Origin of the sequence: Cellulomonas oligotrophica, assembly GCF_013409875.1 — a bacterium.
In the GTDB taxonomy this organism is placed as follows: domain Bacteria; phylum Actinomycetota; class Actinomycetes; order Actinomycetales; family Cellulomonadaceae; genus Cellulomonas; species Cellulomonas oligotrophica.
In genome coordinates this window covers 893,696-917,983 of record NZ_JACCBK010000001.1, presented here as the reverse complement: position 1 = coordinate 917,983, position 24,288 = coordinate 893,696, and the positions used below count along the sequence as shown (strand labels likewise).

Genomic DNA, 24,288 nt, shown 5'->3' with positions numbered 1-24,288 from the left:
ACGCGGGCGGGGCCGGGCCGGTGGCGGTCGCCACCGACCCGGCCCCGTGCTGCGGCTGGTCAGGTCAGCCGAGGCCCTCGACGACCCCGACGACGGTCTCCCACTGGGCGGCCGGGTCGGCGCCGTTGACGTCGACCTCCGTCAGCGCGTTGCCGATCGCCTGCTGGATCGTGAAGTAGTTCGGGCCCTTGAAGGGCACGACGACACCCTGCGAGCGGTTCGACAGGATCTGGCCCACGGGGGCGTCGTTGAAGAACGCGTTGGTCGCGGACTGGATGTCCTCGGACTCCTGCGCCTCGATCTGGCTGGGGAAGGTGCCCTTGTTGTTGAAGGCCTCGATCTGCTGCTCGGGCGCGGTCAGCCACGCGGCGAGCTTCTTGGCCTCCTCGACGTTGGCGCCCTGCGACGGCACCGTGAGGAACGAGCCGCCCCAGTTGCCGGCACCGCCGGGGAACACGTCGGCCAGGTCCCAGCCCTCGACGCCGGCCGCGTTGCCCTCGATGACACCGAGCATCCAGCCCGGGGCGAGCATGACGGCGAAGCCGTCGTTCTGGAAGGAGTTCGTCCAGTCCTCGCTCCACTGCGAGTAGTGGGCGGAGAGCCCGTCCTCGACCGAGGCCTGCACGACCTGCTCGTAGATCTCCTTGACGCGACCGTCGGAGACGGCGGTGACGGTGCCGTCCTCGGTCTCGTAGGGGAACTCCTCCTGGTTGATGATGCCCTGGTAGATGGCACCGGCGGAGTCGAAGAACGCCTTGCCGCCCGAGCCCTCGGAGTACTGCTTGCCGACCTCGAAGAACTGCTCCCACGTGGCGGAGTCCCCGCCGAAGAGCTCGGCGACGGCCTCACGGTCGGCCGGCAGGCCGGCCGCCTCGAACAGGTCCGCGCGGTACGCGATGCCCTGGGGGCCGATGTCCGTGCCGTAGCCGACGAGCTTGCCGTCCTCGGTCGTGGCCTGCGCGACCTTCCAGTCGAGCCAGCGGCCCTCGACGTCGGGGGAGGACAGGTCCTCGAAGTAGTCGGGGAACTGCATCAGCTCGGGAAGCCAGTCGACCTCGACGGCCTCGATGTCCGAGGTGCCGGAGCCTGCGGCGAGCCGGCTGTTCAGGTTCTCGCGGGCCTCGTCGGCGGTGGCCGCACGCTTCTGCTCGATGGTGACGCCCGGGTTCTCCTCCTCGTACCGGGCGAACATCTCGTCGGTGTAGCCGAACTCGTTGAACGTCGCGACCGTGAGGGTGATGTCGCCACCCGCGGTCTCGTCGTCGTCGCCCCCGGCGTTGCCGGAGCAGGCCGTGGCGAGCAGGGCGACGCTCGTCACCCCGGCTGCGAGCGCCCACGCCTTGCGTGTGGTCTTGCGCACTGTGACTCCCTTGTCATCGGACGGCGTCCTCGCCGTACCCCGTGTCTCGTCCGGCGCCCGGCCGTCGCTGGGGGCGCGGCGGGCGTGCGGACGTGGGGCCGTGGGGCCCCCGCGTGGTTGCGCTCTCACGACCAGGGTGACCCGGACCGCGGGAGCGTTCCCACGCGCTGCGGACACCTTGGTCCGGTGCTGGTCCGGTGTCAAGGACGGGCACCCCCGGGACGAGGTGTGGTAGCGGTCCCACGGTGACGAGTGCGCAGGTCAGGGCGCTGAGTCGCGTCAGTTGCGTTACCCAATCGTTACGGCTGGGACAAGCGTCCGACACCGGTCCGTGATGGTCCCGGGCGGGCGCCCCGCGGCGGGGTCAGGCGCGTGCGGGCGGGGCCGGGGCGTCACCCGGCGCGTCGGGCGCCTGCGCGAGCCAGCGCCGCGCGACCTCCTGCTCGACCTCGAGCACGGAGCGCACGGCCCCGGCGGCCGCGTCCTCGACGGCGGCGGCGAACAGCGGGACCGTCGCGCGGACCTCCCCGACGTAGCGCACCTGCGTGCTCGCGCCGTCCTCGCCGGGCGCGAGGCTCGCTCGTCCCGTCACGCGCACGGGGGCGCCCGCGATCTCCACCACCACGGTCCCCGCCCGCGAGCCGTCCGCGGTCGGGGCCTCCCAGGCCTCGACCTGCCGCACGTCGATCCGCGAGCCGACCAGGGCGCGGGCGTGGGCGGGGATCTGCTCGGACGGCAGCGCGCGGCGCGTGGTGACCGTGAACGCGCCCTCCGCGTCGCCGGTCACGTCGACCTGCTGGTCCAGCGCCCCCGACGCGCGCACCTTGGTGTGCACGTACTGCGGGTCGGCCAGCATCCGTGCCGCCCCGGCCGTGCCGACCGGGAACGAGAGCCTCACGTCGATCTGCACACGCCCTCCCTCGCAGGGCGCGCCGCCCCGCGTCCGAGCCTAGTCGCGCGCGGGCACGCCCGCGCGGACCGACGTCCGGGGTGCGGGCGGGGCCCGTGGGTCGCTGCGTCGGAACGTACGCTGGGTCGGTGTCCACGCTCAGCGACCTCGTCGCGCACCACGGGCCGCTCGGCGCGCCGGACCTGGAGTGGCTGCACCTGCTCGTCGGCGACTGGCAGGTGATCTCCGACCTCGCGTTCGCCGACCTCGTGATGTGGCTGCCGGTGGCGGACGGCGACTTCGTCGCGGTCGCGCAGTGCCGCCCCTCGACGGGGGCCACGGTGCACTACGACGACGTGGTGGGCTCGCGCCCGCCCGACGGGCAGCGCCCGCAGCTGCGCCGCGCGCTCGTCGAGCAGGCCCCGCAGCGCTCGCGCGAGCCGCGCTGGTTCGGCTCGTACGCCGTGCGCGAGGAGGCCGTGCCGGTGGTGCGCGACGGACGCGCCATCGCGGTCATCGCGCGGCAGACCAACCTCGGCGGCGCGCGGACGCCGAGCCGGCTCGAGCTGAACTACGTCGAGGCCGCCGACGACCTGCTGGGCATGGTCGCCCGCGGGGAGTTCCCCGCGACGGACGCGCCCACCGGGCCCCGACGCGGCGCGCCCCGCGTCGGCGACGGGCTGGTGCGCCTCAACGGCGAGGGCGAGGTGCTGTACGCCAGCCCCAACGCGCTGTCCTGCTTCCACCGCCTCGGCGCGCTCGGCGACCTCACCGGCCGCTCGCTGGTCGAGGTCACGGCCGACCTCATCGAGCAGAACGCGACCGTCGACGAGTCCATGCCGCTCGTGCTCATGGGGCGGGCGCCGTGGCGCGTCGACGTCGAGGCGCGCGGGGTGGCGCTGTCCCTGCGGGCGGTGCCCCTGACGGAGCGCTCCGAGCGGGTGGGTGCCGTGCTGCTCTGCCGGGACGTGTCCGAGCTGCGACGTCGTGAGCGTGAGCTCATCACCAAGGACGCGACGATCCGCGAGATCCACCACCGCGTGAAGAACAACCTGCAGACCGTGGCGGCCCTGCTGCGCCTGCAGTCGCGTCGCATGAGCTCGCCCGAGGCCCGTGACGCGCTGGCCGAGGCGATGCGACGGGTCGCGACGATCGCGCTCGTGCACGAGACCCTCTCGCAGACGCTCGACGAGTCGGTGCCGTTCGACGACCTGGTCGGTCGCAGCCTGCGCCTGGCGGCGGACGTCGCGACGGCGGGGGCGCAGGTCCGCACCACCGTGCGCGGCTCGTTCGGTGCCGTGCCCGCGGAGGACGCGACGGCCCTGGCGCTCGTGCTCACGGAGCTGGTCACCAACGCGGTCGAGCACGGGTTCGACGGGCGCGAGCGCGGGACGGTCGAGGTCGTGGCGGTCCGCGACGAGGACGCACTGCGGGTCGAGGTCAACGACGACGGCGCCGGTGTGCCCGCGGAGCAGGGGGCGGGCACCGGGCTCGGGACGCAGATCGTCCTCACGCTCGTGCGCAACGAGCTCGGGGGCTCCATCGAGTGGCTGCCCCGTGAGGGGGGCGGCACGTCGGTCGTCATCGAGGCCCGCCTGCGCCAGGGCCGGGACGCGGCGACCGTCGCCTGACCGCCCGGTCGGCGACCCGACCCGCCCGACGGCAGGCCGCCCCGCGGCGGCGCCGTCGGGCGGCAGGCGTGACGAGGTCCGTTGCGCAGATGTGACGAGGCCCGCGCAGACGTGACGAGGCCCCGCTGCCCGGGGGCGGGCGGCGGGGCCTCGTGCGTGCGTGGTGCGTCAGCCGGCGCGGCGCTGGCGCGCCGTGCGGCGCTTGAGCGCGCGTCGCTCGTCCTCGGACAGGCCACCCCAGACGCCGGCGTCCTGCCCGGTCTCGATGGCCCACTTCAGGCACGTGTCGACGACGTCGCAGCGACGGCAGACGGCCTTGGCCTCGTCGATCTGCTGCAGCGCGGGACCGGTGTTGCCGATCGGGAAGAAGAGCTCAGGGTCCTCGTCGAGGCAGGCTGCGCGGTGGCGCCAGTCCATGTCAGGCCTCCTTGGCACGCGACAGTGCGGCGCCCCGTGATGGGGGCGCGCCGATGTCGCGAGATGCAGTGGTGGGGGGAATCGTGCTGCGGACAAGCCTCACACCACCTGGACGCGGGCACAAGGGTTACGGCAACGTTTCCCCAGGGTAACGCGTGAGGCGTTCGTCACATCTGGGCTCGGCCTGGGAGCTCGCCCGACGCGACCTGTGTGCTCCGCACCCCGCCTGCTCTGAACAGTCGTCCAGGACAAGGGACGTCGGTCCCCGCGTAGGCGCTGACCTGCGGTTTCACCCGATCGGCGACTGGCGGCAGGGCGTCTGGGCCGCCGCGCTCCCGCGTGCGGCGCCCCTCGCGTGACGTGGCTCACGCGCCCGGGGCGCTGCGTGACACCGGTGCGTCGCCGCCGGACGGTGGTCCGAGCACCCGACGCGGTCTGGTAGTGGGTGTGACGCACGCGACGTCCGGCTGCGCGCCGTAGGGTCGTCCCGTGCCGCACGACCTGCCCCGGACCCGCCCGCCCGCGCTGCTCGCCGTCGTGGCGGCCGTCGGCCTCGAGGCCCTCGCGCTCGCCGTCGCGGCAGGTGCCGGCCTCGTCTCGGCGCTGCGCGGTGCGCAGGACCTGGGCGCGACGCTGGGCCTCGTGGTCCTCGCCGCCCTCGCCGCGCTCCTGCTGGCGCAGGCCGCGCGCGGGCTGTGGCAGGGGCGACGCTGGGGACGTGGCCCGGTGCTCACCGCGCAGCTGCTCCTCGTCGTCGTCGCCTGGACGTGGTGGGGCGTCGGCGGCTCCGTCCCGGCCCTCCTCGTGGCGGCCCTCGGCGTGCTCGTCGGTGTCGGGGTGCTCCTCCCGCCCGTCGTGCGGGCCACGTCACGCACAGGTCCGGACGGTCCGTCGACCCCGCCGGCGGGCTGACCGCCGTCGGGCCGACCCCGCCGCCGGGCTGACGGGCGCTCGGGCTGACGGGCGCACAGGCGGGCTCACGTGTCGCTCGCGCAGACCTGGACCGGTGCCAGGGCGCGGTCGAGGCGCAGCACGCCGCGGCCCGGGCCCGACCGGTGCGGGTCGACGAGCAGCCAGGCGCCCGGCCCCAGCAGGTCGGTCGCCGCACTCCCGCGCGCGTCGAGCACGAGCAGGTGCCGACCTCGCACGGCCTGCGCCACCGGTCCCCGGTACGCGGTCGCCGCGTGCGTCGTCGTCGTGGCCACCGCGGCCACCCGGGCGGCCCCGCGCGGCGCGGCGAGCACGTCGAGCACGCCCGGCGCCGTGCGCTCCAGCTCGTCGGCGTCGTCGACGAGCACGACCGGCGGCGGCGCGGCACCGGCCGGCGGCAGTGCGGGACCGACCGGCGTCGTGCCGCGCACCGGGCCGGCCGGCAGGGCAGGCCCGCCCAGGTCCGCCAGGTCGTCCGGCGCGACGTCCTGCCACGGCCCGGGCTCGGCCCGGGGCGCGACACGCAGCACCGGCACGCCGCGGCGCGCCCACGCGTGCGCCAGGGCCCGCAGGGCGCCGGTGCGGCCCGAGCCCGGCGGGCCGGCCACCAGGAGGGTGGCACCCACGGGGACGACCGTCGGCGCGGGCCCGTCACCACCGTGCCCGAGGAGCAGACCCGCCTGCTCGGGCGGGGTACGGGCGTCCGGCAGGGGCACCCGCTCGGGCAGCGGTCCGATCCGCAGGGGCGTCGTCCGCGGACGGGACCGGCTCCCCGGCGTCGCGACGGGTGCGGCGGTGACGGGTGCGGCGGTGACGGGTGCGGTCGCGACCTGGCACGCCGCGGTCGTCCCCGGCAGCAGCGCCACGGCGCGACCCGGGGCGGTCCGGGTGCCGGCCAGCGCGCCGGGCACCCCGGCGAGCGCGTCGAGCGTCGGGTCGGACGTCGGCAGCACCAGCCGGTGCGGGACGTCGCCCAGCAGCCGCAGCAGCGCGGGGCTCGCCGGTCCGGTCGCCGCCAGGTGCACACCGGTGCGGCGCTCACGGCAGAACCTGGCCAGCAGGTCGGTCCCCTCGCCGCGGCCGAGCGGGGCGAGACGGTCCGCGAGCACGTCGAGGCCGTCGACGAGGACGAGGTCGCCCCCGTCCGCGGGGGGTCCGGGCGCGCGCGACACGAGGCGGGCGAGCAGGCGGGCGGCGCGGGAGGGGTCGTCGAGGGGGACGACGGTGCCCAGGCGGTCCGCGCCGGCCGCGCGCAGCGCCGCGACGTGCGGTGCGGGCAGGCCGATCGCGTGCACCGCGTACCCGGCGTGCAGGGCCTGCGTGCCGAGGGTGCGCAGCGTCGTCGAGCGGCCGGAGCGCGCGCCGCCGAGCACGAGGAGCGGGCCGTCGGCGGGCTCCCACCGCACCGGTGCGCGCCGCTGCTCCTCCGGCAGGTCCGCGAGGCCGACCGCCAGGCCCCGTCCCGGCGGCACCTCGGTGAGGTCGACGTGCGACGGCAGCTCGGGCCACCACGTCACGTCGGGCCGGCGGGCGCCGGCGGCGGACCGGGCCGCCGCCACCCACGCGGCGACGTCGTCCGGCCCGGCGGGCGCCCCGGGGCGCCACGGCGGCGTGACGGCCGGGTGCCAGGGCGTGGCCAGGCGCACCGTGCGCGCGGAGGTGCGCCGCCGTGCACGCGCCACCTGCAGCGGCACCGGCGCTCCCGGGCCCGTGCGCAGCAGCGCGCGCCCGGGCCGCCGGGGGTCGATGGCGGCGGCGTCGGGCACCTCGAGCACGTCCCGGGAGTCGGCGGGGTCCGCCACGCGCAGGCACAGGCGGGCGGTGACGTTGGCCCGCAGCTCCGCGGTGACGGTCCCGGCGGGGCGCTGCGTCGCCAGCACCAGGTGCACGCCGAGCGCGCGCCCCTGGGCCGCGATCCGTGCGAGCACGGCGGAGGCGTCGGGCACGTCGTCGAGCAGCGCGCGCAGCTCGTCGACCACGACGAGCAGGCGGGGCGGCGTCCCGACGGCCGCGGGGTCGAGGTCGCGCAGGTGGGTCGCGCCGTGCGCCGCCAGGACCCGTTCGCGGCGCCGCAGCTCGGCCCGCAGGCCCACGAGCGCGCGCCGCGCCCGCGCCGCGTCGAGGTCGTCGACGTGCCCCACCACGTGCGGGAGCGACGCGACCGGCCCCAGCCCGGTCCCACCCTTGAAGTCGACGAGCAGGAGCGCGAGCCGGTCCGGCGGCCGGCTCAGGGCGGCGGCCAGGACGAGCGTGGTGAGCAGCTCGGACTTGCCGGCGCCTGTGGTGCCGGCGACGAGCAGGTGCGGCCCGTCGGCGTCGAGGTCCAGGACGGTGGTCGTGCCGGCGGGCCCGGTGCCGAGCGCGAGGCGCAACCGGTCCGGGGTGCGCGCCCAGGCCGCGGCGACGGCGGCCGGGTCGGCGACCGGGACGCCGTCCAGGTCCCCCAGGGTGGCGACGTGCGCCGGGCCCGCCGGGTCGGCGGCGGCCGGTCCCGGCGTGCCGGGGCCGACGCCGGTGCGCGCGAGGTGCGCCACGTGGTCGCGGGCGTACCGGTCGGCCACGTCCGCGGGCACCAGCTCGACCGGTGCCGCAGCGCCCGGCCGGTGCCCCGGTCGGGGCGTCGACGCGCGCAGGCCCCTGGCGGCGCGGCGTCGGCGTCGCGCGGGGCGAGGACGGGCCGCGCCCGTGACCGTGACGACCGTGCGCACCCACGCGGGCGGCTGCTGCGCACCGACCACGAGGACCGTCTGCCCCGGCGGCCGGGCCGCACGCCACCGCCCGAGACCGGCGGCGTGACCGTCGACGACGACGAGGTGCGGACCGCGCGCGTCGGGCGACGGCAGCCCGGTCGCGGGTGCCCACCAGCGGCTCCACGCCCAGGAGGCCGGGTCGTGGGTGAGGACGGCCAGCCGGGTGGCGGGTGCGGTGCCGAGGCGGTGCAGCACGAGCGCGCGGGCGGCGCCCAGCACGTCGGCACGCGTCCCGACCAGGGCGACGTCCCCGTCGGGCGTCCCGCCGGGATCCGTGGCGGCCCGTCGCCCGCGGCCGGGGCCCGGGCGGTCGGACCGGGCCGCGCCGTCCCCGTCGCTCGGGCGCGCCGTCGCACCGAGCAGCGTGAGGGCGTGCCGGGCCGCGACGTCGGCGGGGGAGTGCCGGTCGCCGTCCGCACGGGGACCGCTGCCGTCCGGTGCGCGTCCGGCCAGCAGCGCGACCAGGCCCAGCGCCGCACCCACGAGCAGCACGGGCTGGCGCAGGGCGACCGCGAGCGCCACCGACGTCGCGGTGGTCGCGAGCCCCGACCACGCCCACACGGGCAGGCGGCGGCGCGGTCGCGCCGGAGGCGGGTGCAGCAGGTCGGCGGGCGTGCGCAGCACGAGCACGCTGCGTCCCACGTGCAGCGCCTCGCCGGTCCGCCACCGCGACCAGCGCCCGGGGCGCAGGCGTCGGGTGCGGCGGCGCCCCGCCGCCGGACCACGGGTCGGGCGGCGCACCGGTCGGGCGAGGTGGACAGCGGTGCGCCCGTGGCCGGTCCCGGCGTGGGCGGCGCGCACCTGCGTGCGGAGCCGGACGGTGCGGACCTCGACCGTGCCGTCGATGCCGTCGATGCCGTCGATGCCGTCGGTGCCGTCCGGGCCGGCGGTCCCGTCGGTGGCGCGCGGGCCGGCCGCCCCGGCACCGAGCAGCAGGGGGCCCGCCTGCGGCACGGCGACGAGCGTGCCCGCACCGGGACCGGCCACCACGGCCACGTGCGCGTCGGCACGGACGGCCGCCTGCGCGGGGTGCGGCGCACCCGGTCGCCGCGACAGGCGGGCACCGGGCAGGAACGGCTCCGCACCGGCGGGGTGGGTGTCGTCCAGCGCGACGTCGTCCACGTGCAGGCGTGCCGCGGGTCCGGCCCACCCGGGGTCGCCGGTGAGCAGGGCCAGGCGCCGACGGACCTCGCCGGCGCTCGTCCCGGGGGCGACCTCCACGTCGACGGTCGTCGCGGGCGGGTCGGGGTGGACGGTGGTGCGCACCGCCCGCACGCTGCCCGAGCACGGGCACGCCCGGCCCGACGGGGGAGTCGGACCGGGCGTGCCCGCGCCACGGCGGGCGGCTGTGGGCGGCTCGCCGCGCAGCCGCGGGCGGCCTGCGCGGGTCAGTCGACGGCGAGCGCCGCGACCGGCGGGGTGCGGGCGGCCGACCGGCCCGGCAGCACGGACGCGACCAGGCCCGCGGCGAGCGCCACGACCATCACCAGCGCCAGGTCGAGCCACGGCACCGCCAGCGTGAGGTCGCTGATCGTGCCGAACACCGTCGCGGCACCGGCCCACCCGTAGAACAGGCCGAGCGCCGTGCCGAGCAGCGCCCCGACGCCGGCGATGAGCATGCCCTCGACCGCGAGCATCCACCGCAGCCCGCGCCTCGACAGACCGATCGCCCGCAGCGTCGCCGACTCCCGGCGCCGCTCCAGCACCGACAGCGAGAGCGTGTTCGCCACCCCGACCAGGGCGATGAGCACCGCCACGCCCAGCAGGCCGACGACGACGGCGAGCATCGTGTTGATGACCTGCTCGTACACGGCGCGCTCGGCGGCCGGGCTGACCACCGAGACCGTGGCGTCGCCGATCGCGTCCTGCACCGACTGCTGCACCTCGCCGGCCTTCGCACCCGCCTCGAGGGCCACGAACGCGAGGGTCTCGGTGGCGTCGGGAGCCAGCCGGTCCATCGCCGACTCCCCGACCCAGCCGACGGACGTCGGCGCCCGGACCGTGCCCAGCGTGGTCCCCGCGCCCGTGAGCTCCCACTCCTGGTCCCGGCCCGAGACCGTCACGTCGCCGCTGATCTCGGCGTCGTCCGGGAGGACGAGGACGTCGGCGGAGAGGGCGTCCAGCACCGGCTCGTTGCCCACGACGCGCCGGGCGTCCTGCGGGTCGATCGCGAAGACGACGCCGTCCCACGTGCTGCCGTCCGTGCTCTCGGCCGTCACGGACGCCTGGCGCACGGGCACGAGGTCGCGCACCCCGTCGACCGCCGCCACGGCCCGCAGCACGGCCGGGTCGATCGCCTCCGTGCCGCCGGACACCGGGTCCAGGCCCTCGAGCAGCACGTCCACCGGGTAGCGCTGGTCCAGGTCCTGGGCGAGCGAGGACCGGGCCGACGCGGCACCGGTGCTCATCATCACCACGAGCGTGACGCCGATGAGCAGCGCCGTGCTCGTCGCGGCCGTGCGCCGCGGGTTGCGGACCGTGTTCGCCGCGGCGATCCGCGCGCTCGGGCTCGAACCCTGGACGAGACGGCCGACGCCGGCCACGACCTTCGGCACCCAGAACACCGCGCCGAGGACCACGCCGACGAACGACGCCGCACCGCCGAGGATCCCCAGGCCCAGCGGTGCCATCGCGTCGACGGCGCCGAGGCGGGCCAGCGCCACCGCCGCGAGCATGCCCGCGGCCCCGCCGACCGACAGCAGCAGGGAGAAGACCAGCCGGACCCGCCCCGAACGGGCACCGACCGCCGGCGCGTCCGCGGGGCGCAGCGCCGCCACGGGGGCCACCCGCGTCGCCGCCCGCGCCGGTACGAGGGCCGCGAGGACCGTCACGAGCGTCCCGACGGCCAGCGGCACGAGCACCGCCACGGCGGTCACCGAGACCGTCGTGGGCAGCGGCACGCCGACGTCCACGCGGGCCAGCACGACGAGCGCCCCGGCGGTCAGGCCGATCCCGACGAGGACGCCGAGACCCGACGCCGCCAGGCCCAGCAGGCCGGCCTCCAGGAGCACCGACGCCCGCAGCTGCGCCCGCCGAGCGCCCACGCACCGCAGGAGCGCGAGCGTGCGGGTGCGCTGGGCGACGAGCACCTGGAACGTGTTGGAGATGACGAGCGCGGCCACGAGCAGCGCGATCGACGCGAACGCCAGCACCACCGAGACCATCACGTTCGTCCCGTCGGCGAGCGACTCGACGCTCGCCGCGGCCGCCTCGTCACGGGTGACCACCTGCGCGTCGGGGGCCGCCGGAGCCACCAGCGCGGCACGCGCCGGCTCCACGGCGCCGGGGGCCACGGCCACCACGGCCTCCGTCGTGTACGCCTCCTCCAGCGTCGACCAGCCGCTCCACGCCAGCACCGACGCCTCCGGCGCCAGCCCGGCGCCGCCGAACCGCGCCCACGCCTGCGCGGGGTCGTCGACGAGCCCCACGACGCGCACCTGCGCGACCTGGGCCTCCGGCTCGTCGTCGGACCACACGGTCCAGTCCACCCGGATCGTGTCGCCCAGCGCGGCGTCGAGGCGCTCCAGGGTCGACGCGGGAAGGGCCACCTCGTCGGGACCGGCCGGGACGGTGCCCTCGACGACCTGCAACGACGCGAGCCGTGGCTCGCTCGGGACGACCAGCAGCCGCTCGGTGGTGCTGCGGCCGCCGAGCGCGAGCTGGACCCAGCCGACGACCATCGGGTCGACCGCGACGACACCGTCCGCCGCCCGCATCCCGTCGAGCTGCTCCTGGGTGAGCGGGCTGTCCTGCCGGACCACGAGGTCCGCGTCGCCGTACGTCGCGGTGACCGCGTCGTACGTCGTGCGCGTCATCACGTCACCGGCGATCAGCGTCGCCGCGACGAACGCCGTGCCCAGCACGATCGCGACGGCAGCGGCCGTCAGCCGGCCCAGGCTCCGGCGCATCTGGGCGAGGGTGAGCCGCAGCATCAGGCGCGCACCGCCCCGCCGTGCACGGGCTCGTCGGCCGAGGACTCCAGCGCGCGCAGCCCCTCCAGGCCTGCCAGCACGGCCTCGGGCGTCGGGTCGGAGATGTCGCCGGCGATCCGGCCGTCCGCCAGGAGCACCACCCGGTCCGCGTACGCAGCCGCCGTCGGGTCGTGCGTGACCATGATGATCGTGCGGCCCAGCTCGCGGACGGACCGGCGCAGGAAGCTCAGCACCTCGGCGCCCGACCGGGAGTCCAGGTTGCCCGTCGGCTCGTCCGCGAAGACGACCTCCGGCTGCGCGACCAGCGCCCGCGCGATCGCGACACGCTGCTGCTGCCCGCCCGACAGCTCGCTCGGCCGGTGCGTCAGGCGCTGCCCCAGCCCCAGCGTCTGCACGAGCGTCGCCAGCCACGCCGGGTCGACCTTCGCGCCCGCCAGGTCCAGCGGCAGCACGATGTTCTGCTCCGCCGTGAACATGGGCAGCAGGTTGAACGACTGGAACACGAACCCCACGCGGTCGCGGCGCAGCCGCGTCAGGGCGTCGTCGCCGAGCCGGGTGATCTCCGTCGACCCCAGGTGGACCGTGCCCGACGTGGCCTGGTCCAGGCCCGCGAGGCAGTGCATGAGCGTCGACTTGCCCGAGCCGGACGGCCCCATGATGGCGGTGAAGCGGCCCGCGGCGAAGTCGACGTCGACGCCGTCGAGCGCCCGGACCTGCGCGGCGCCGGTGCCGTAGACCTTCGTCAGGCCCCGCGCGGACGAGGCGGCCGGTGGTGCGGTGGACGGGTGGGTCGTGGGTTCCATGGGCACCACCCTCGCCCCCGCGCCGCCCCGCTGTCGTCGGGCCCCGGTCGCTGCCGGCCGGCCGGCACGTCATCCCGTGGTCGCACGCCGCGTCCGCCCAGGTCGCACGCCCGCGCCCCCCGGCGCCGGCACCTACGACCCCGGGCGGACCAGGCCCGTCTCGTAGGCCACGACGACCGCCTGCACCCGGTCCCGGGCCCCGAGCTTGGCCAGGATCCGTCCCACGTGCGTCTTGACCGTGGCCTCCGCGACGAACAGGTCCCGGCCGATCTCCGTGTTGGACCGGCCCCGGGCCATGAGCACGAGGACCTCGCGCTCGCGGTCCGTCAGCGCCGCGACCGCGCGCCGGGCCGGGTCGTCGGCGTCGGCGGGCGCGTCCTCGGGCAGCGCGGTCACCAGGTGCTCGAGCAGGCGCCGCGTGCTCGAGGGGGCGATCACGGCGTCGCCGCGGTGCACCGTGCGGATCGCGGCGAGCATCTCCTCGGGCGGGGCGTCCTTGAGCAGGAACCCGCTGGCGCCGGCCCGGATCGCCGCGAGCACGTACTCGTCGAGGTCGAACGTGGTGAGCACGATGACCCGGGGCGCGGGGTGTGCGGGCGTGCCGCGGGCGACGATCTGCTCGGTCGCGGTCAGCCCGTCCATGGTGGGCATGCGCACGTCCATGAGGACGACGTCGACGCGCTCGCCGCCGGCCCGCGCCACGGGGTCCAGGACGCGGACGGCCTGCGCGCCGTCGCCGGCCTCGACGACGACGCGCAGGTCGGGCTGGGAGTCGATGACCATGCGGAACCCGGCGCGCACGAGCTGCTGGTCGTCGACGAGGCCGACGTGCACGACGTCCGACCCGTCGTCGGGCTGCGGGCCGGCGCCGTGCACGGGGGGCAGGGTGCGGCCGTGGTGCTCGGTGGTCATGGGGGGGTTCCTTCCGCGGCGGGGGCAGGGGTGTCGGCGGTGCCGCGCGCGTCGGGCGTCGGCAGCTCGGCGCGCACGCGGTACCCGCCGCCGGGCCGGGGGCCGGCGGTGACGGTGCCGCCGAACATCGCGGCCCGCTCGCGCATGCCGCGCAGCCCCTGGCCGAGGCCGTCGCCGCCGGCGGCCGCGCCGCGCCCGTCGTCGGAGACCTCGACCGCGACGGTGGCGGGGCGCCACTGCAGCAGGACGGTGACGGTCGGGTCGGGGCCGGCGTGCTTGAGCACGTTGGTCAGGGACTCCTGGGCGATGCGGTAGATCGTCAGCCCCGCGCCGGGCGGCAGCTGCCGCGAGGTGCCCAGGCGGACGAGCGAGACCCGCATGCCGCTGGCCCGCAGCTGGGTGACCAGCCCCTCGACGTCGTCGGCGGCCGGCTGGGGGGCCGTCGGGACCAGCGTCGGGGGCGGTGCCCCCGGCGCGGCCGGAGGGCCCGCCGCGCCGGGACTGGCCTCGGGCAGCCGGCCCGGGTCGCCCACCGTCACGGTGTCGTCGGCCCGCAGGACCCCGAGCAGGCGGCGCATGTCGGTGAGCGCGGCGCGCCCGGTCTCGGCGATGGTGCCCAGCGCGCGCGTCGCGGCGCCGGGGTCCGCGGCGGCGGCGTACCGGCCACCGTCGGCCTGCGCGATCATGACCGACAACGAGTGGGCGACGATGTCGTGCATCTCGCGCGCGATGCGGGCGCGCTCCGCGGCGGCGCCGATGACGGCCTGCTGGTCGCGCTCGCGCTCCAGGCGCTCGGCGCGGTCGACGAGGGCCTCGAGCGTCTCGCGCCGGCTGCGGCGCACCAGCCCGAACGCCCACACGCTCCCCGTGATCGACCACAGGAACACCGACACGAACGCCGCGCCACCCGCGCCCCCGCCGCCGCTCCAGGCCACCACGGCGGTCCCCGCGAGGCACCCCCACAGGGCGAGGCGGTACGCCCAGCGACTCCCGTGCACGGTCACCGAGTACAGGGCCAGCAGGACGGCGACGTCGGCCGGCAGCAGCAGCGGGATCCCGAGCGCGAGCTGCGCGACGCCGGCGGCGTACACCAGCGCCGCCGAGAGCTCGGGGCGCACGCGTCGCCACGCGAGGGGCGTCACCAGGGCCGCGGCGAGGAAGAACGACGCGGCCGTGGCGCCGGCGTCGCCGTAGGTCAGGTCTGCCGCGAACGGCACGGCCGTCAGTGCGAGCGCGGCGGCGAGGGTGGCGTCGACCGCGAGGCGGTGGCGCTCCTCCCACCGCAGCACCCGTTCCCAGCGTGTCACGCGTCGAGCGTAGGCGGGCGCCCGGGCGCCGTCGTGCACCCGCGGTCGGACCTGCGGGGCGCCCCGGTCCGCCCCCGGGTGCACGTCCGTCACGACGCGCCGGGACATCCGGGACCCAGGGCGCGGGTGCCCGACCGAGTCGTGACCTAGCATTGCCGACATGACCCAGGTGCTTCTGGCGGAGGACGACCCGGCGATTGCCGAGCCTTTGGCTCGGGCACTGGGACGTGAAGGCTACGACGTGCGCGTGCAAGGCACGGGTCAAGGCGCGATCGACGGTGCCGGCTCGGCCGACCTCGTCGTGCTGGACCTCGGGCTGCCCGACATGGACGGGCTCGACGTCGCGCGCGCCATCCGCGCCCAGGGCCTGACCACGCCCGTCCTCGTGCTCACCGCGCGGGCCGACGAGGTCGACCTCGTCGTCGGTCTCGACGCCGGCGCGGACGACTACGTCACCAAGCCCTTCCGGCTCGCCGAGCTGCTGGCCCGTGTCCGTGCGCTCCTGCGGCGCACGGTCGGCGAGCCCGCCGACGAGGACGAGCTGCACGCGCAGAACGTGCGCGTCGACGTCGCTGCGCACCGCGCGTTCCAGGGGGACCGCGAGCTGCACCTGACCGCCAAGGAGTTCGAGCTCCTGCGCGTGCTCGTGGCCGCGGCCGGCACCGTCGTCTCGCGCGACACCCTCATGCGCGAGGTGTGGGGGTCGGACCCGACCGGCTCGACGAAGACCCTGGACATGCACGTGTCGTGGCTGCGCCGCAAGCTCGGCGACGACGCCAACGCCCCGCGCTACGTCACGACCGTGCGCGGCATGGGGTTCCGGTTCGAGACCGGTGCGAGCGGCGCCGACCGGACCTGACCGGTGCGTCGTCGCGTCCTGCAGGCGACCATCGCGGCGGTCACCGTCGCGGTCGTCCTCCTCGGCTTCCCCCTGGCCTTCCTCGGCGCGCAGCTCGTGCGCGAGAACGAGGTCGGCGGGCTCCAGACCCGCGCGGACAACCTCTCGCGCTCGGTCGACTTCCGCCTCGACCAGGGCATCGACCTGACCGACCGGATGCTCGAGACGAGCATCGGCGGCGAGGACGACATCCAGGCCCTCGTGATCGTCACGACCGCCGAGGGCGAGATCTTCCGCGCGGGCCCCACGATCGAGGGTCGGACGGTCTCGGTGGAGAGGCTGTCGTCCTCGACGGGGGCGACCGTGATGCTCTACGCGTCGTGGTGGGACGTGTTCTGGGTCTCGGCCCAGGTGATCCTCCTCGTGGTCGTCGCGGCCGTCGTCGCGTTCGCCGCCGGCATCGCCATGGCGATCTGGCAGGCCAACCGCCTCGCCGCACCCCTGGTCTACCTCGCGGCCTCCGCCGAGCAGCTCGGCTCCGGGCAGGTGCGCCCGCAGCTCGAGCCGTCGGGCGTCGAGGAGATCGACCTCGTCGCCGCCGAGCTCGCCCGGTCCGCGGACCGGATGGCCGGCCGGCTCGCCGCCGAGCGGCAGTTCGCCTCCGACGCCTCCCACCAGCTGCGCACGCCCCTGACGGCGCTGACCATGCGCCTGGAGGAGATCATGCTCGCGTCCGGCGAGCCCGAGGTCCGCGAGGAGGCCCGCATCTCCCTGGAGCAGGTCGAGCGGCTCGTGCTCGTCGTCGACGACCTGCTGACCCGCTCGCGGCGCGCGCAGGGCGGCACCACCGAGGCCGTCCGGCTGCTCGAGGTGGTCCGCCAGCAGGAGGAGGAGTGGGGGCCGACCTTCCAGGCCGCGGGCCGCCGCCTCGTCGTCGAGGTCGACCGGGCCACCCAGGTCCTCGCCACCCCCGGTGCGCTCGCCCAGGTGCTGGCGACCCTCATCGAGAACTCCCTCAAGCACGGCGACGGCACGACGACCGTCCGGGCCCGCAGCGGCGGGCCGTCGGGCGCGGTGGTCGTCGAGGTCGGCGACGAGGGCGCCGGCGTCCCCGACGACCTCGCGCCCCGGATCTTCGAGCGGGAGGTCACGTCCGGCGCGGGCACCGGCCTCGGCCTCGCGCTCGCCCGCGACCTGGCCAACGCCGACGGCGGCCGCCTCGAGCTGGCCCAGCGGCGGCCGGCGGTGTTCGCGCTGTTCCTGTCCGGGGTGCCCGCGTCGCTGCGACCCGACGTCGTGCTGCCGCGCGGGGCCGTCGTCTCGGTGCGCCGCGACCGGCGGCGCTGAGGTCCGGGCGCACCGGGACATTTCGCCCGCGGGACGGCCACGGAGCGGCCGGGCCGGACCGTAGGGTGTGGGGACTCGTCGACAGGAGGGACCACGTGCAGCGACTGCACCCGGCCTTGCAGCACTACGCGTGGGGCTCGCCGACCGCCATCCCGCAGATCCTGTGCACCGCGCCCGACGGGCGGCCGGTCGCGGAGGCGTGGTTCGGCGCGCACCCGTCGGCGCCCTCGGGCCTGGGGGAGGACGGCACGCCCCTCGACGTCGCGCTCGCCGCCGACCCCGACGGCGCCCTCGGGCCCGACGTCGTCTCGCGGTTCGGTGCGCAGCTGCCCTTCCTGCTCAAGCTCATCGCCGCGGCCCAGCCGCTGTCGCTGCAGGTCCACCCCAGCGTCGACCTCGCGCACGAGGGCTACGCCGCCGAGGACGCCCGCGGCGTCGCGCTCGACGACCCGGCCCGCAGCTACCGCGACCGCAACCACAAGCCCGAGCTGGTGTACGCCCTGACCCGGTTCGAGGCGCTCGTGGGCTTCCGTGCCCCGCGCCGCGCGGCGGAGATCCTCGCCGGCCTCGACCACCCCGTGGCCAGGCGCCTGCACAAGACGATCCTCGAGGACCCGACGTCCGAGGGCATGCGGGCCGCGTTCACCGAGCTCGTCTCGCGCGCCACGCGCCCGACGCCCGAGGAGGTCGCGGACCTCGCCGCGCTGTTCCGCCGCCGCCGGTTCGAGGGGTCGCCCTCGCCGCGCACCGACCACGCGGTCGAGCTGCTCGCCGCCGCCCACCCCGGGGACCCGGGTGCCATCACGGCCGTGCTGCTCAACCCGGTCACGCTCCAGCCGGGGGAGGCGTTCTTCGTCCCCGCGGGTGCCGTGCACGCGTACCTGTCCGGGCTGGCCGTCGAGCTCATGGCCAACTCCGACAACGTGCTGCGCGCGGGTCTGACCGTCAAGCACGTCGACGTGCCCGAGCTGCTGCGCGCGGTCGACTGCGTCGCCGCACCGCCGATCCGGATCGCCCCCGAGCACGCGTTCGACGCGACGGACGTCTTCTACGCCCCGGTCGACGACTTCGAGCTGTCCGTGACCCGCGCCGAGGACGCCCGGCCGGCACGCGTGCCCGGCGGCGGGCCCCGCGTCGTGCTGTGCCTCGACGGCGACGTGCGCCTCCAGACCGCGACCGGTGACGAGATCGCGCTCCTCGGCGGGCAGGCGGCCTTCGTGACGGCCGACGACGGGGCGCTGCACGTGCAGGGCAGCGGACGCGTCGTCCAGGCGGCGGTGCCCTGACGAACGGGTCACGGGCCTCGGCTACGCTCGACGCCCGTGACCGTTCCCCGTGTCGCCGTCGTCGGCGGCGGACAGCTCGCCCGCATGATGGCCGGACCCGCGACCGCGCTGGGCGTGCACCTGCGGGTGCTCGTCGAGACCGCCGGGTCGTCGGCCGCCCAGGCCGTCGCCGACGCGCCCGTCGGGGCCGCGGCCGACACCGACGCGGTCGGCGCGCTCGTCGAGGGTGCCGACGTGCTCACCTTCGAGCACGAGCACGTGCCCGGGCCCGTCCTCGACGGCGTCCTCGCCGCCGGGGTGCCCGTGCGCCCGGCCCCGCACGCCCTGCTGCACGCGCAGGACAAGATCGTGATGCGCACCCGGCTCACCGAGCTCGGTGTGCCGTGCCCGCGGTGGGCCCCCGTCGCCGACGCCGCCGCGCTCGCCGCGTTCCTCGCGGACGTCGGCGGGCGGGCCGTCGTGAAGACCGCCCGCGGCGGGTACGACGGCAAGGGGGTGCGGGTCGTCGCTGACCCCGCCGACGTGGCCGACTGGCTGGCGGCCGCGCAGGCCGGCACCGGGCCCGCGCTGCTGGCCGAGGAGCTCGTGCCGTTCCGCCGCGAGCTGGCCGCCCTCGTCGCGCGGCGCCCGTCCGGCGAGGTCGCGCCGTGGCCCGTCGTCGAGTCCGTGCAGACCGACGGGGTGTGCGACGAGGTCGTGGCCCCCGCGCCCGACCTGCACGAGGCCACTGCCCGGCAGGCCCTCGACGTGGCCCGGCGCGTCGTCGAGGGGCTCGACGTCACCGGCGTCCTCGCGGTCGAGCTCTTCGAGGTCGACGACCTCGACGGCGGCGCCCCGCGGGTGCTCGTCAACGAGCTCGCGATGCGCCCCCACAACTCCGGCCACTGGACCATCGACGGCTCCGTGACCAGCCAGTTCGAGCAGCACCTGCGCGCCGTGCTCGACCTGCCGCTCGGCTCGACCGCCGCCCGGGCGCCGTGGACGGTCATGGCGAACGTGCTCGGCAGCGCGCTGGACGCCCCGACCGATGCGCTCGCCGACGTGCTGGCCGCCGACCCCGCCGCCAAGGTGCACCTGTACGGCAAGGACGTGCGCCCCGGCCGCAAGCTCGGCCACGTCACCGTCGCCGGCGACGACCTGGCCGACGTGCGCGCCCGCGCGCGGGCGGCCGCAGCCCTGCTGCGCGGCGAGCACCGCGCGGCCCACGCACCCACGGAGGACGCATGAGCACGCCGGCCACCCCCACGCCGCTCGTCGGCATCGTCATGGGCTCGGACTCCGACTGGCCCGTCATGGAGGCCGCCGCCCAGGCGCTCGCCGAGTTCGACGTGCCGGTCGAGGTCGACGTCGTCTCCGCCCACCGGCAGCCCGACAAGATGGTCGCCTACGGCCGCACGGCCGCCGAGCGCGGGCTGCGCGTCGTCGTCGCCGGTGCCGGCGGGGCCGCCCACCTGCCGGGCATGCTCGCCGCCGTCACCCCGCTGCCCGTCGTCGGGGTGCCGGTGCCGCTGGCCCACCTCGACGGCATGGACTCCCTGCTGTCCATCGTGCAGATGCCCGCCGGCGTCCCCGTCGCGACGGTGTCCGTGGGCGGGGCCCGCAACGCCGGGCTCCTGGCCGTGCGGATCCTCGCGGCCGGGACGGACGCCCTGGCCGAGCGGCTGCGCACCGCGATGCTCGCCTTCCAGGACGACCTGCGCGCGCAGGCCGACGCCAAGGGCACGCGCCTGCGGGCCCGTGCCGAGGGCCGACCCACGACCGGGTTCGGGGTCTGACCGCGCGCCAGGACGGCCCCGCGCGCGGCGGTCCGGACGACCTGCGGGCCCGCCGCCCAGGGCCTAGCCTCGGCACGGTGACCGCTGCACCTCCCGCCCCGCACGGGACGCCGACGACGCCGGGACCCGCCGACGCCGGGCGTCCCCGCGCCCCCCGGCTGGTGTCGCTCGACGCGCTCCGGCTCGTCGCCGCCGTGGCCGTCGTGGTCTACCACTTCACGGGGCGGACGGCCTCGTCGTGGGGCCCCGAGCAGACCGAGCTGCTGCGCGGCGCCGGCGCGTGGACGTCCTACGGCTCGCTGGGCCCGGAGCTGTTCTTCGTGATCTCCGGGTTCGTGATCCTCATGACCGCGTGGGACCGCACCACGGTCTCGGTCGTGGCGTCACGCATCGGCCGGCTGTACCCGTCGTACTGGGTGGCGGTGCTGCTCACCGGAGCGCTGCTGCTGTGGGTCTGGCCCGACGGCAAGGACGTCACGGCCGGTCAGGTCGCGGTGAACCTCACGATGCTCCAGTCGGCGTTCGGGGTGCCGCACGTGGACGGCGTGTACTGGACGCTGTGGACCGAGCTGCGGTTCTACCTGCTCATCGGCGTGCTCGTGCTCGTGGGCGTGACCCGGCGCCGGGTGCTCGCGTTCGCGCTCCTGTGGCCGCCCGCCGCGCTGCTCGCCGAGAAGCTCGGCTCGGCCGAGCTCGCCGAGCTGCTGATCTCCCACTATGCCCCGCTCTTCGCGGCCGGGATGGCGCTGTACCTGGTGTACCGCGACGGTCACGCGCTGGTCCCGTGGTTCGTCGTCGGTGCCAACACCGCCCTGGCGGCCTACCTGATCGCCCCGTCCCGCACGGCCGTGCTCTCCCGCGTCACCGAGTACGTGCCGTCCACCGCGGGCCTGGCCGTGGGTGTCGTCGTCTGCGTCGCGCTCGTGGCCCTGGTGGCCCTGACGCCGCTCGCCCGGATCGACCGGCCCTGGCTCGCCACCGCAGGCGCCCTGACCTACCCGCTGTACCTCGTGCACCAGTACTGGGGCCTGTACGTCGTCGACCTGCTGGTCGACCGCGACGCCCCCGCGTGGGCGGCCCTCGGCGCCGCGCTGCTCGTCTCGCTGCTGCTGGCCTGGGCCGTGCAGCGTCTCGTCGAGGCGCCCTACGCGCCGCGCCTGCGCCGCGGGAGCGAGCGCTGCCTGACGTCGCTGCGCGACCGGCTGCTCTTCCGGCTCAACCACGGCCCCCGCGCCCTCGAGACCGCCGAGCAGCTGAACATCGTCGACACCCCGGCGGGCCTCCCGGCGCCGGTCGCGCACGGGTCCCGGCGGGCCGACCAGCCGGACGGCGGTGGTCGGACGCCGTGACGGTGCGGGTGGTGCGAGCCGCACCGGACGTCACGAGCCGGGGATGCCGCCGACCTCGCCCGCGGGGAGGGCGCCGTCGCGGATGTCCGCGAAGAACGCCGGCGTCAGGTCCGGGTCGAGCAGGACCGTGGAACCGATGTCGCCCGGCCGGTAGTCCATGCTCGAGATCGGCGGTGTGCCGGTGATCCCGTCGGTGCCGTTGGCGGCCTTGAACGCCAGGGCGAGCCGGCCGAGGTCGACGATGCTCGCGTCCTCGTCCGTCGTGAGGGCGGCCGTGCCCGCGTCGACGAGGGACACCTGCTGGCCCGGACGTACGGCCAGCGCACCGGGGGAGACCTTGCCCATGACGGCGCCGATGAGCTGGCGCTGACGCAGCGCCCGCCCGACGTCGCCCTGCGGGTCGGACTTGCGCATGCGGGCGAACGCCAGGGCCTGGGTGCCGTCGACGTCGTGGCAGCCGGCCGTCCAGACCATGCCCGAGTCGGGGTCGTTCACGTCCGCGTCGTAGCAGAGGTTCACGCCGTCGACCGCGTCGACGATCTGCTCCACGCCCCCCATGCCGATCTCGGCGTAGTGGTCGACGGTCAGGCCGGTGAGGCCCTCGACGGTCTGCACGAGCAGGGGCGCGCCGCCCCACGCGTAGGCCGCGTTGAGCTTGGCCGGCCCGTTGCCCGGGACCTCGACGTAGGTGTCGCGGGGCAGCGAGATCAGCGCCGTCGGGCCGGACGCGGGCACGTGCAGCACGAGGATCGTGTCGGTGCGCTGGCCCGTCGTGCCGTCCTCGGCGACGCCGCCGTCGCCGCGGGCGTCGGAGCCGGCGAGCAGGTACGTGGTGCCCGCGGTGCCGCTCGCCCCGGAGAGGGCGTCGGTGCGCTGGATCTTGCCGTTCGCCCAGACGAGCAGCCCCACCGGCCAGGCGAGCAGCGCGACGAGCAGCAGCACGACGACCGTGCGCGCCAGGCGCCGGCGGCGGCGCGGGTCGCGGACGGTCGGTGCCCCACCCGCGGGCGGGCGCCCGGCCGGGGGGCCGGGGCGTGCGGGCGCGGGGCGGTCCTGCGGCCGCACCGGTGCGCCGGGGGCGCGGCCCGTGGCCCGGCCGGTCGTCGACCGTGCGGGGGGCTGGAGCCCGGCGGGCGGGCCGACGCGCGTGGCGGGTCCGGGGTCGGTGCGCGCGTCGGGCTGGGCGCTGCGGGCGCGCGGGTTCGGCGCGGGTGGCGGGACGGTCCCCGGTCGGCGGTCCCCGGTGGGCACGGGCCGTGCCGCGGGGCGTGCCGGGGCACCGGTCGTGCGGCGCGGGGCCTGCGGCCGGGACGGGGAGACAGGCGCACCGTCGCCCACCGTGCGGGCGTCCGACGCGTCCGGGCGGCGCCTGCCGGTCTCGGGCCGGAACGCCGGCGGCTGGTCGTCGGACGGACGTGCGGGGGGCATCGCTCAGCCTCGGGTCGTGGTCGGGATCAGCACGAGGTGCTGATGTCGGCGGCCGAGAACGCGTCCTTGCCCGGCGTCTTGGTGGCCGAGGGGGACGGCGCGGCCGGCGTCTCCACCTCGGTGCCGGTGCCGGCCCCCGTGTCGGTGCCCGGGTCCGTCTCGGTGCCCGTGCCACCCTCGGGCGGCGTCGTCGCGGCGGGCTCGGGCTCGGGCTGCGCGACGATCGGCTGGTCGGCGGCCATGTTCGCCCAGATGGTGTCCGCCTCGGCCGTCCAGATGACGCGGTTCTCGTTCTGGGGGTAGGCACCGAACGGGATGGTCATGAACGTCATGTTCTCCGTGCGGACGCCCCGGAGGCTGTACGCGATGCCGGCCATCGTGTCGAGCGAGGCCAGGTCCGGCGAGAGGGTCAGCGTCGACGTCGCGGCCTGCGCGAAGGTCATGAGCTCCCCCAGGTCGGTGAGCATGTTCTTGGAGAGCACCGACTGCATGATCGAGGCGATGAGCTGCTGCTGCCGGCCGAGACGGTTGGTGTCCGACCCGTCGCCGAGGCCCGTGCCGGTGCGGGCCCGGGCGTACTGCAGCGCCGTGTACCCGTCGAGGGTGTGCGTACCGGCCGAGAGCGTGAGGTTGTCGGCCTTCTCCGAGTAGATGTCCTGCGCGATGCACATCTGCACGCCGCCGAGCGCGTTGATCATCTCCACGAAGCCGGCGAAGTCCACGACGACGAACTCGTCGATGCTGACCCCGGTGTTGTTCTGCACGGTCTGGATGGTGCAGGCCGCCGCGTACTCGATGCTGCCGCCCTGGTCGGCGCCGACCGCGAAGGCGTCGTTGAACTGGCCGAAGTACGCCCCGGTCGTCGCGCCGTCCGGGGAGACGATGCACGACGGGATGTCGACCATCGAGTCGCGGGGGATCGACACGAGCTCGACTCGCGTGCGGTCCGCGGAGATGTGCATGACGATCGTCGTGTCCGAGCGCATCCCCGCGACCTCGCCACCGAGCGCGGCGTTCTCGCCGTCGCGCTGGTCCGAGCCCATCACCAGGATGTTGAGGTCGTTGCCGGCGTCGGGGTCGGTCGGGTCGTCGTTCTCTTCCTCGGCGATCGGCGTGACCAGCGCCGAGACGTCGACGGTGTCGATGCCCGCGTAGATCTTGTTGTAGATCGCGGCCGCGGAGGTGGCGCCGAACGCCAGCACGGCGACGACCGTGAGCGCGAGTCCGCGCAGCACGGTGCGCGAGCGCAGGGTGCGGGCGTGACGGGGGCCGTCCGGGCGCGCGGGAGCGGCATGGCGATCGGGCACGACGACGATCGTAGAGAACGTCCGACC

At 76.6% G+C, this 24,288-nt stretch carries 18 protein-coding genes; 8 read left to right on the top strand and 10 right to left on the bottom strand.

What is annotated here, in order from left to right; all coding sequences use genetic code 11:
* Nucleotides 1-64: 64 nt before the first annotated feature.
* Together BKA21_RS04065 and BKA21_RS04060 are read right to left on the bottom strand one after the other, a co-directional pair.
* A complete protein-coding gene (locus tag BKA21_RS04065) occupies nt 65-1,360 on the bottom strand; it encodes an ABC transporter substrate-binding protein (RefSeq protein ID WP_140458521.1) in 1,296 nt (431 codons plus the stop codon).
* A 364-nt stretch (nt 1,361-1,724) separates the two neighbouring features.
* Nucleotides 1,725-2,270, bottom strand: a complete 546-nt coding sequence (locus tag BKA21_RS04060) for a DUF2505 domain-containing protein (protein WP_239072922.1) — start codon at nt 2,268-2,270, stop codon at nt 1,725-1,727.
* Between the two features lie 128 nt (nt 2,271-2,398).
* Here BKA21_RS04060 and BKA21_RS04055 point away from each other — a divergent pair, with 128 nt between their 5' ends.
* Complete coding sequence (locus BKA21_RS04055) at nt 2,399-3,880, top strand: sensor histidine kinase (protein ID WP_140458522.1); 1,482 nt, start codon at nt 2,399-2,401, stop codon at nt 3,878-3,880.
* A gap of 168 nt (nt 3,881-4,048) precedes the next feature.
* Here BKA21_RS04055 and BKA21_RS04050 read toward each other — a convergent pair whose 3' ends face one another.
* A complete protein-coding gene (locus BKA21_RS04050) occupies nt 4,049-4,297 on the bottom strand; it encodes a WhiB family transcriptional regulator (protein WP_140458523.1) in 249 nt (82 codons plus the stop codon).
* Nucleotides 4,298-4,786: 489 nt separating this feature from the next.
* Between BKA21_RS04050 and BKA21_RS04045 the strand changes: the two genes are divergently transcribed.
* Entirely contained in the window at nt 4,787-5,209 is a 423-nt protein-coding gene (locus BKA21_RS04045) for a hypothetical protein (RefSeq protein WP_140458524.1), read from the top strand.
* A 65-nt stretch (nt 5,210-5,274) separates the two neighbouring features.
* Here the strand turns inward: BKA21_RS04045 and BKA21_RS20095 are convergent, their stop codons facing one another.
* The 5 genes from BKA21_RS20095 to BKA21_RS04020 all read right to left on the bottom strand — a co-directional run bounded on the left by BKA21_RS20095 (nt 5,275) and on the right by BKA21_RS04020 (nt 14,931).
* Nucleotides 5,275-9,243, bottom strand: coding sequence for an FtsK/SpoIIIE domain-containing protein (locus BKA21_RS20095; protein ID WP_140458525.1), 3,969 nt, complete (start codon nt 9,241-9,243; stop codon nt 5,275-5,277).
* Nucleotides 9,244-9,365: 122 nt separating this feature from the next.
* Nucleotides 9,366-11,909: an ABC transporter permease gene (locus BKA21_RS04035; RefSeq protein WP_140458526.1), complete on the bottom strand. Its 2,544-nt coding sequence runs from the start codon at nt 11,907-11,909 to the stop codon at nt 9,366-9,368.
* Entirely contained in the window at nt 11,909-12,712 is an 804-nt protein-coding gene (locus BKA21_RS04030; RefSeq protein WP_140458527.1) for an ABC transporter ATP-binding protein, read from the bottom strand. Before BKA21_RS04030 ends, BKA21_RS04035 begins: the two co-directional genes overlap by 1 nt.
* A 132-nt stretch (nt 12,713-12,844) precedes the next feature.
* The gene (locus tag BKA21_RS04025; protein ID WP_140458528.1) at nt 12,845-13,624 is read right to left on the bottom strand and encodes a response regulator; all 780 of its coding nucleotides are present in this window, start codon (nt 13,622-13,624) and stop codon (nt 12,845-12,847) included.
* On the bottom strand, nt 13,621-14,931 hold the full coding sequence (locus BKA21_RS04020; RefSeq protein ID WP_140458529.1) for a sensor histidine kinase: 1,311 nt from the start codon (nt 14,929-14,931) through the stop codon (nt 13,621-13,623). Before BKA21_RS04020 ends, BKA21_RS04025 begins: the two co-directional genes overlap by 4 nt.
* A gap of 160 nt (nt 14,932-15,091) precedes the next feature.
* Here BKA21_RS04020 and BKA21_RS04015 point away from each other — a divergent pair, with 160 nt between their 5' ends.
* The 6 genes from BKA21_RS04015 to BKA21_RS03990 all read left to right on the top strand — a co-directional run bounded on the left by BKA21_RS04015 (nt 15,092) and on the right by BKA21_RS03990 (nt 21,526).
* On the top strand, nt 15,092-15,790 hold the full coding sequence (locus tag BKA21_RS04015; RefSeq protein WP_140458530.1) for a response regulator transcription factor: 699 nt from the start codon (nt 15,092-15,094) through the stop codon (nt 15,788-15,790).
* A gap of 3 nt (nt 15,791-15,793) precedes the next feature.
* The gene (locus BKA21_RS04010) at nt 15,794-17,116 is read left to right on the top strand and encodes a sensor histidine kinase (RefSeq protein ID WP_140458531.1); all 1,323 of its coding nucleotides are present in this window, start codon (nt 15,794-15,796) and stop codon (nt 17,114-17,116) included.
* 95 nt (nt 17,117-17,211) lie between these two features.
* Nucleotides 17,212-18,402 (top strand): mannose-6-phosphate isomerase, class I, encoded by a 1,191-nt coding sequence (gene manA, locus BKA21_RS04005; RefSeq protein ID WP_140458532.1) that lies wholly within the window; start codon nt 17,212-17,214, stop codon nt 18,400-18,402.
* Nucleotides 18,403-18,438: 36 nt separating this feature from the next.
* On the top strand, nt 18,439-19,629 hold the full coding sequence (locus BKA21_RS04000; protein WP_140458533.1) for a 5-(carboxyamino)imidazole ribonucleotide synthase: 1,191 nt from the start codon (nt 18,439-18,441) through the stop codon (nt 19,627-19,629).
* Nucleotides 19,626-20,177, top strand: coding sequence for a 5-(carboxyamino)imidazole ribonucleotide mutase (purE, locus tag BKA21_RS03995; RefSeq protein WP_140458534.1), 552 nt, complete (start codon nt 19,626-19,628; stop codon nt 20,175-20,177). The genes BKA21_RS04000 and purE overlap by 4 nt, the downstream gene beginning before the upstream one ends.
* Nucleotides 20,178-20,254: 77 nt before the next feature.
* Nucleotides 20,255-21,526, top strand: coding sequence for an acyltransferase family protein (locus BKA21_RS03990; protein WP_170208973.1), 1,272 nt, complete (start codon nt 20,255-20,257; stop codon nt 21,524-21,526).
* A 30-nt stretch (nt 21,527-21,556) separates the two neighbouring features.
* On the opposite strand, the gene BKA21_RS03985 is transcribed toward BKA21_RS03990, so the two are convergent.
* Together BKA21_RS03985 and BKA21_RS03980 are read right to left on the bottom strand one after the other, a co-directional pair.
* Nucleotides 21,557-22,777, bottom strand: a complete 1,221-nt coding sequence (locus BKA21_RS03985) for an LCP family protein (RefSeq protein WP_239072923.1) — start codon at nt 22,775-22,777, stop codon at nt 21,557-21,559.
* A 203-nt stretch (nt 22,778-22,980) separates the two neighbouring features.
* Entirely contained in the window at nt 22,981-24,261 is a 1,281-nt protein-coding gene (locus BKA21_RS03980) for an LCP family protein (RefSeq protein WP_239072924.1), read from the bottom strand.
* Nucleotides 24,262-24,288 lie beyond the last annotated feature (27 nt).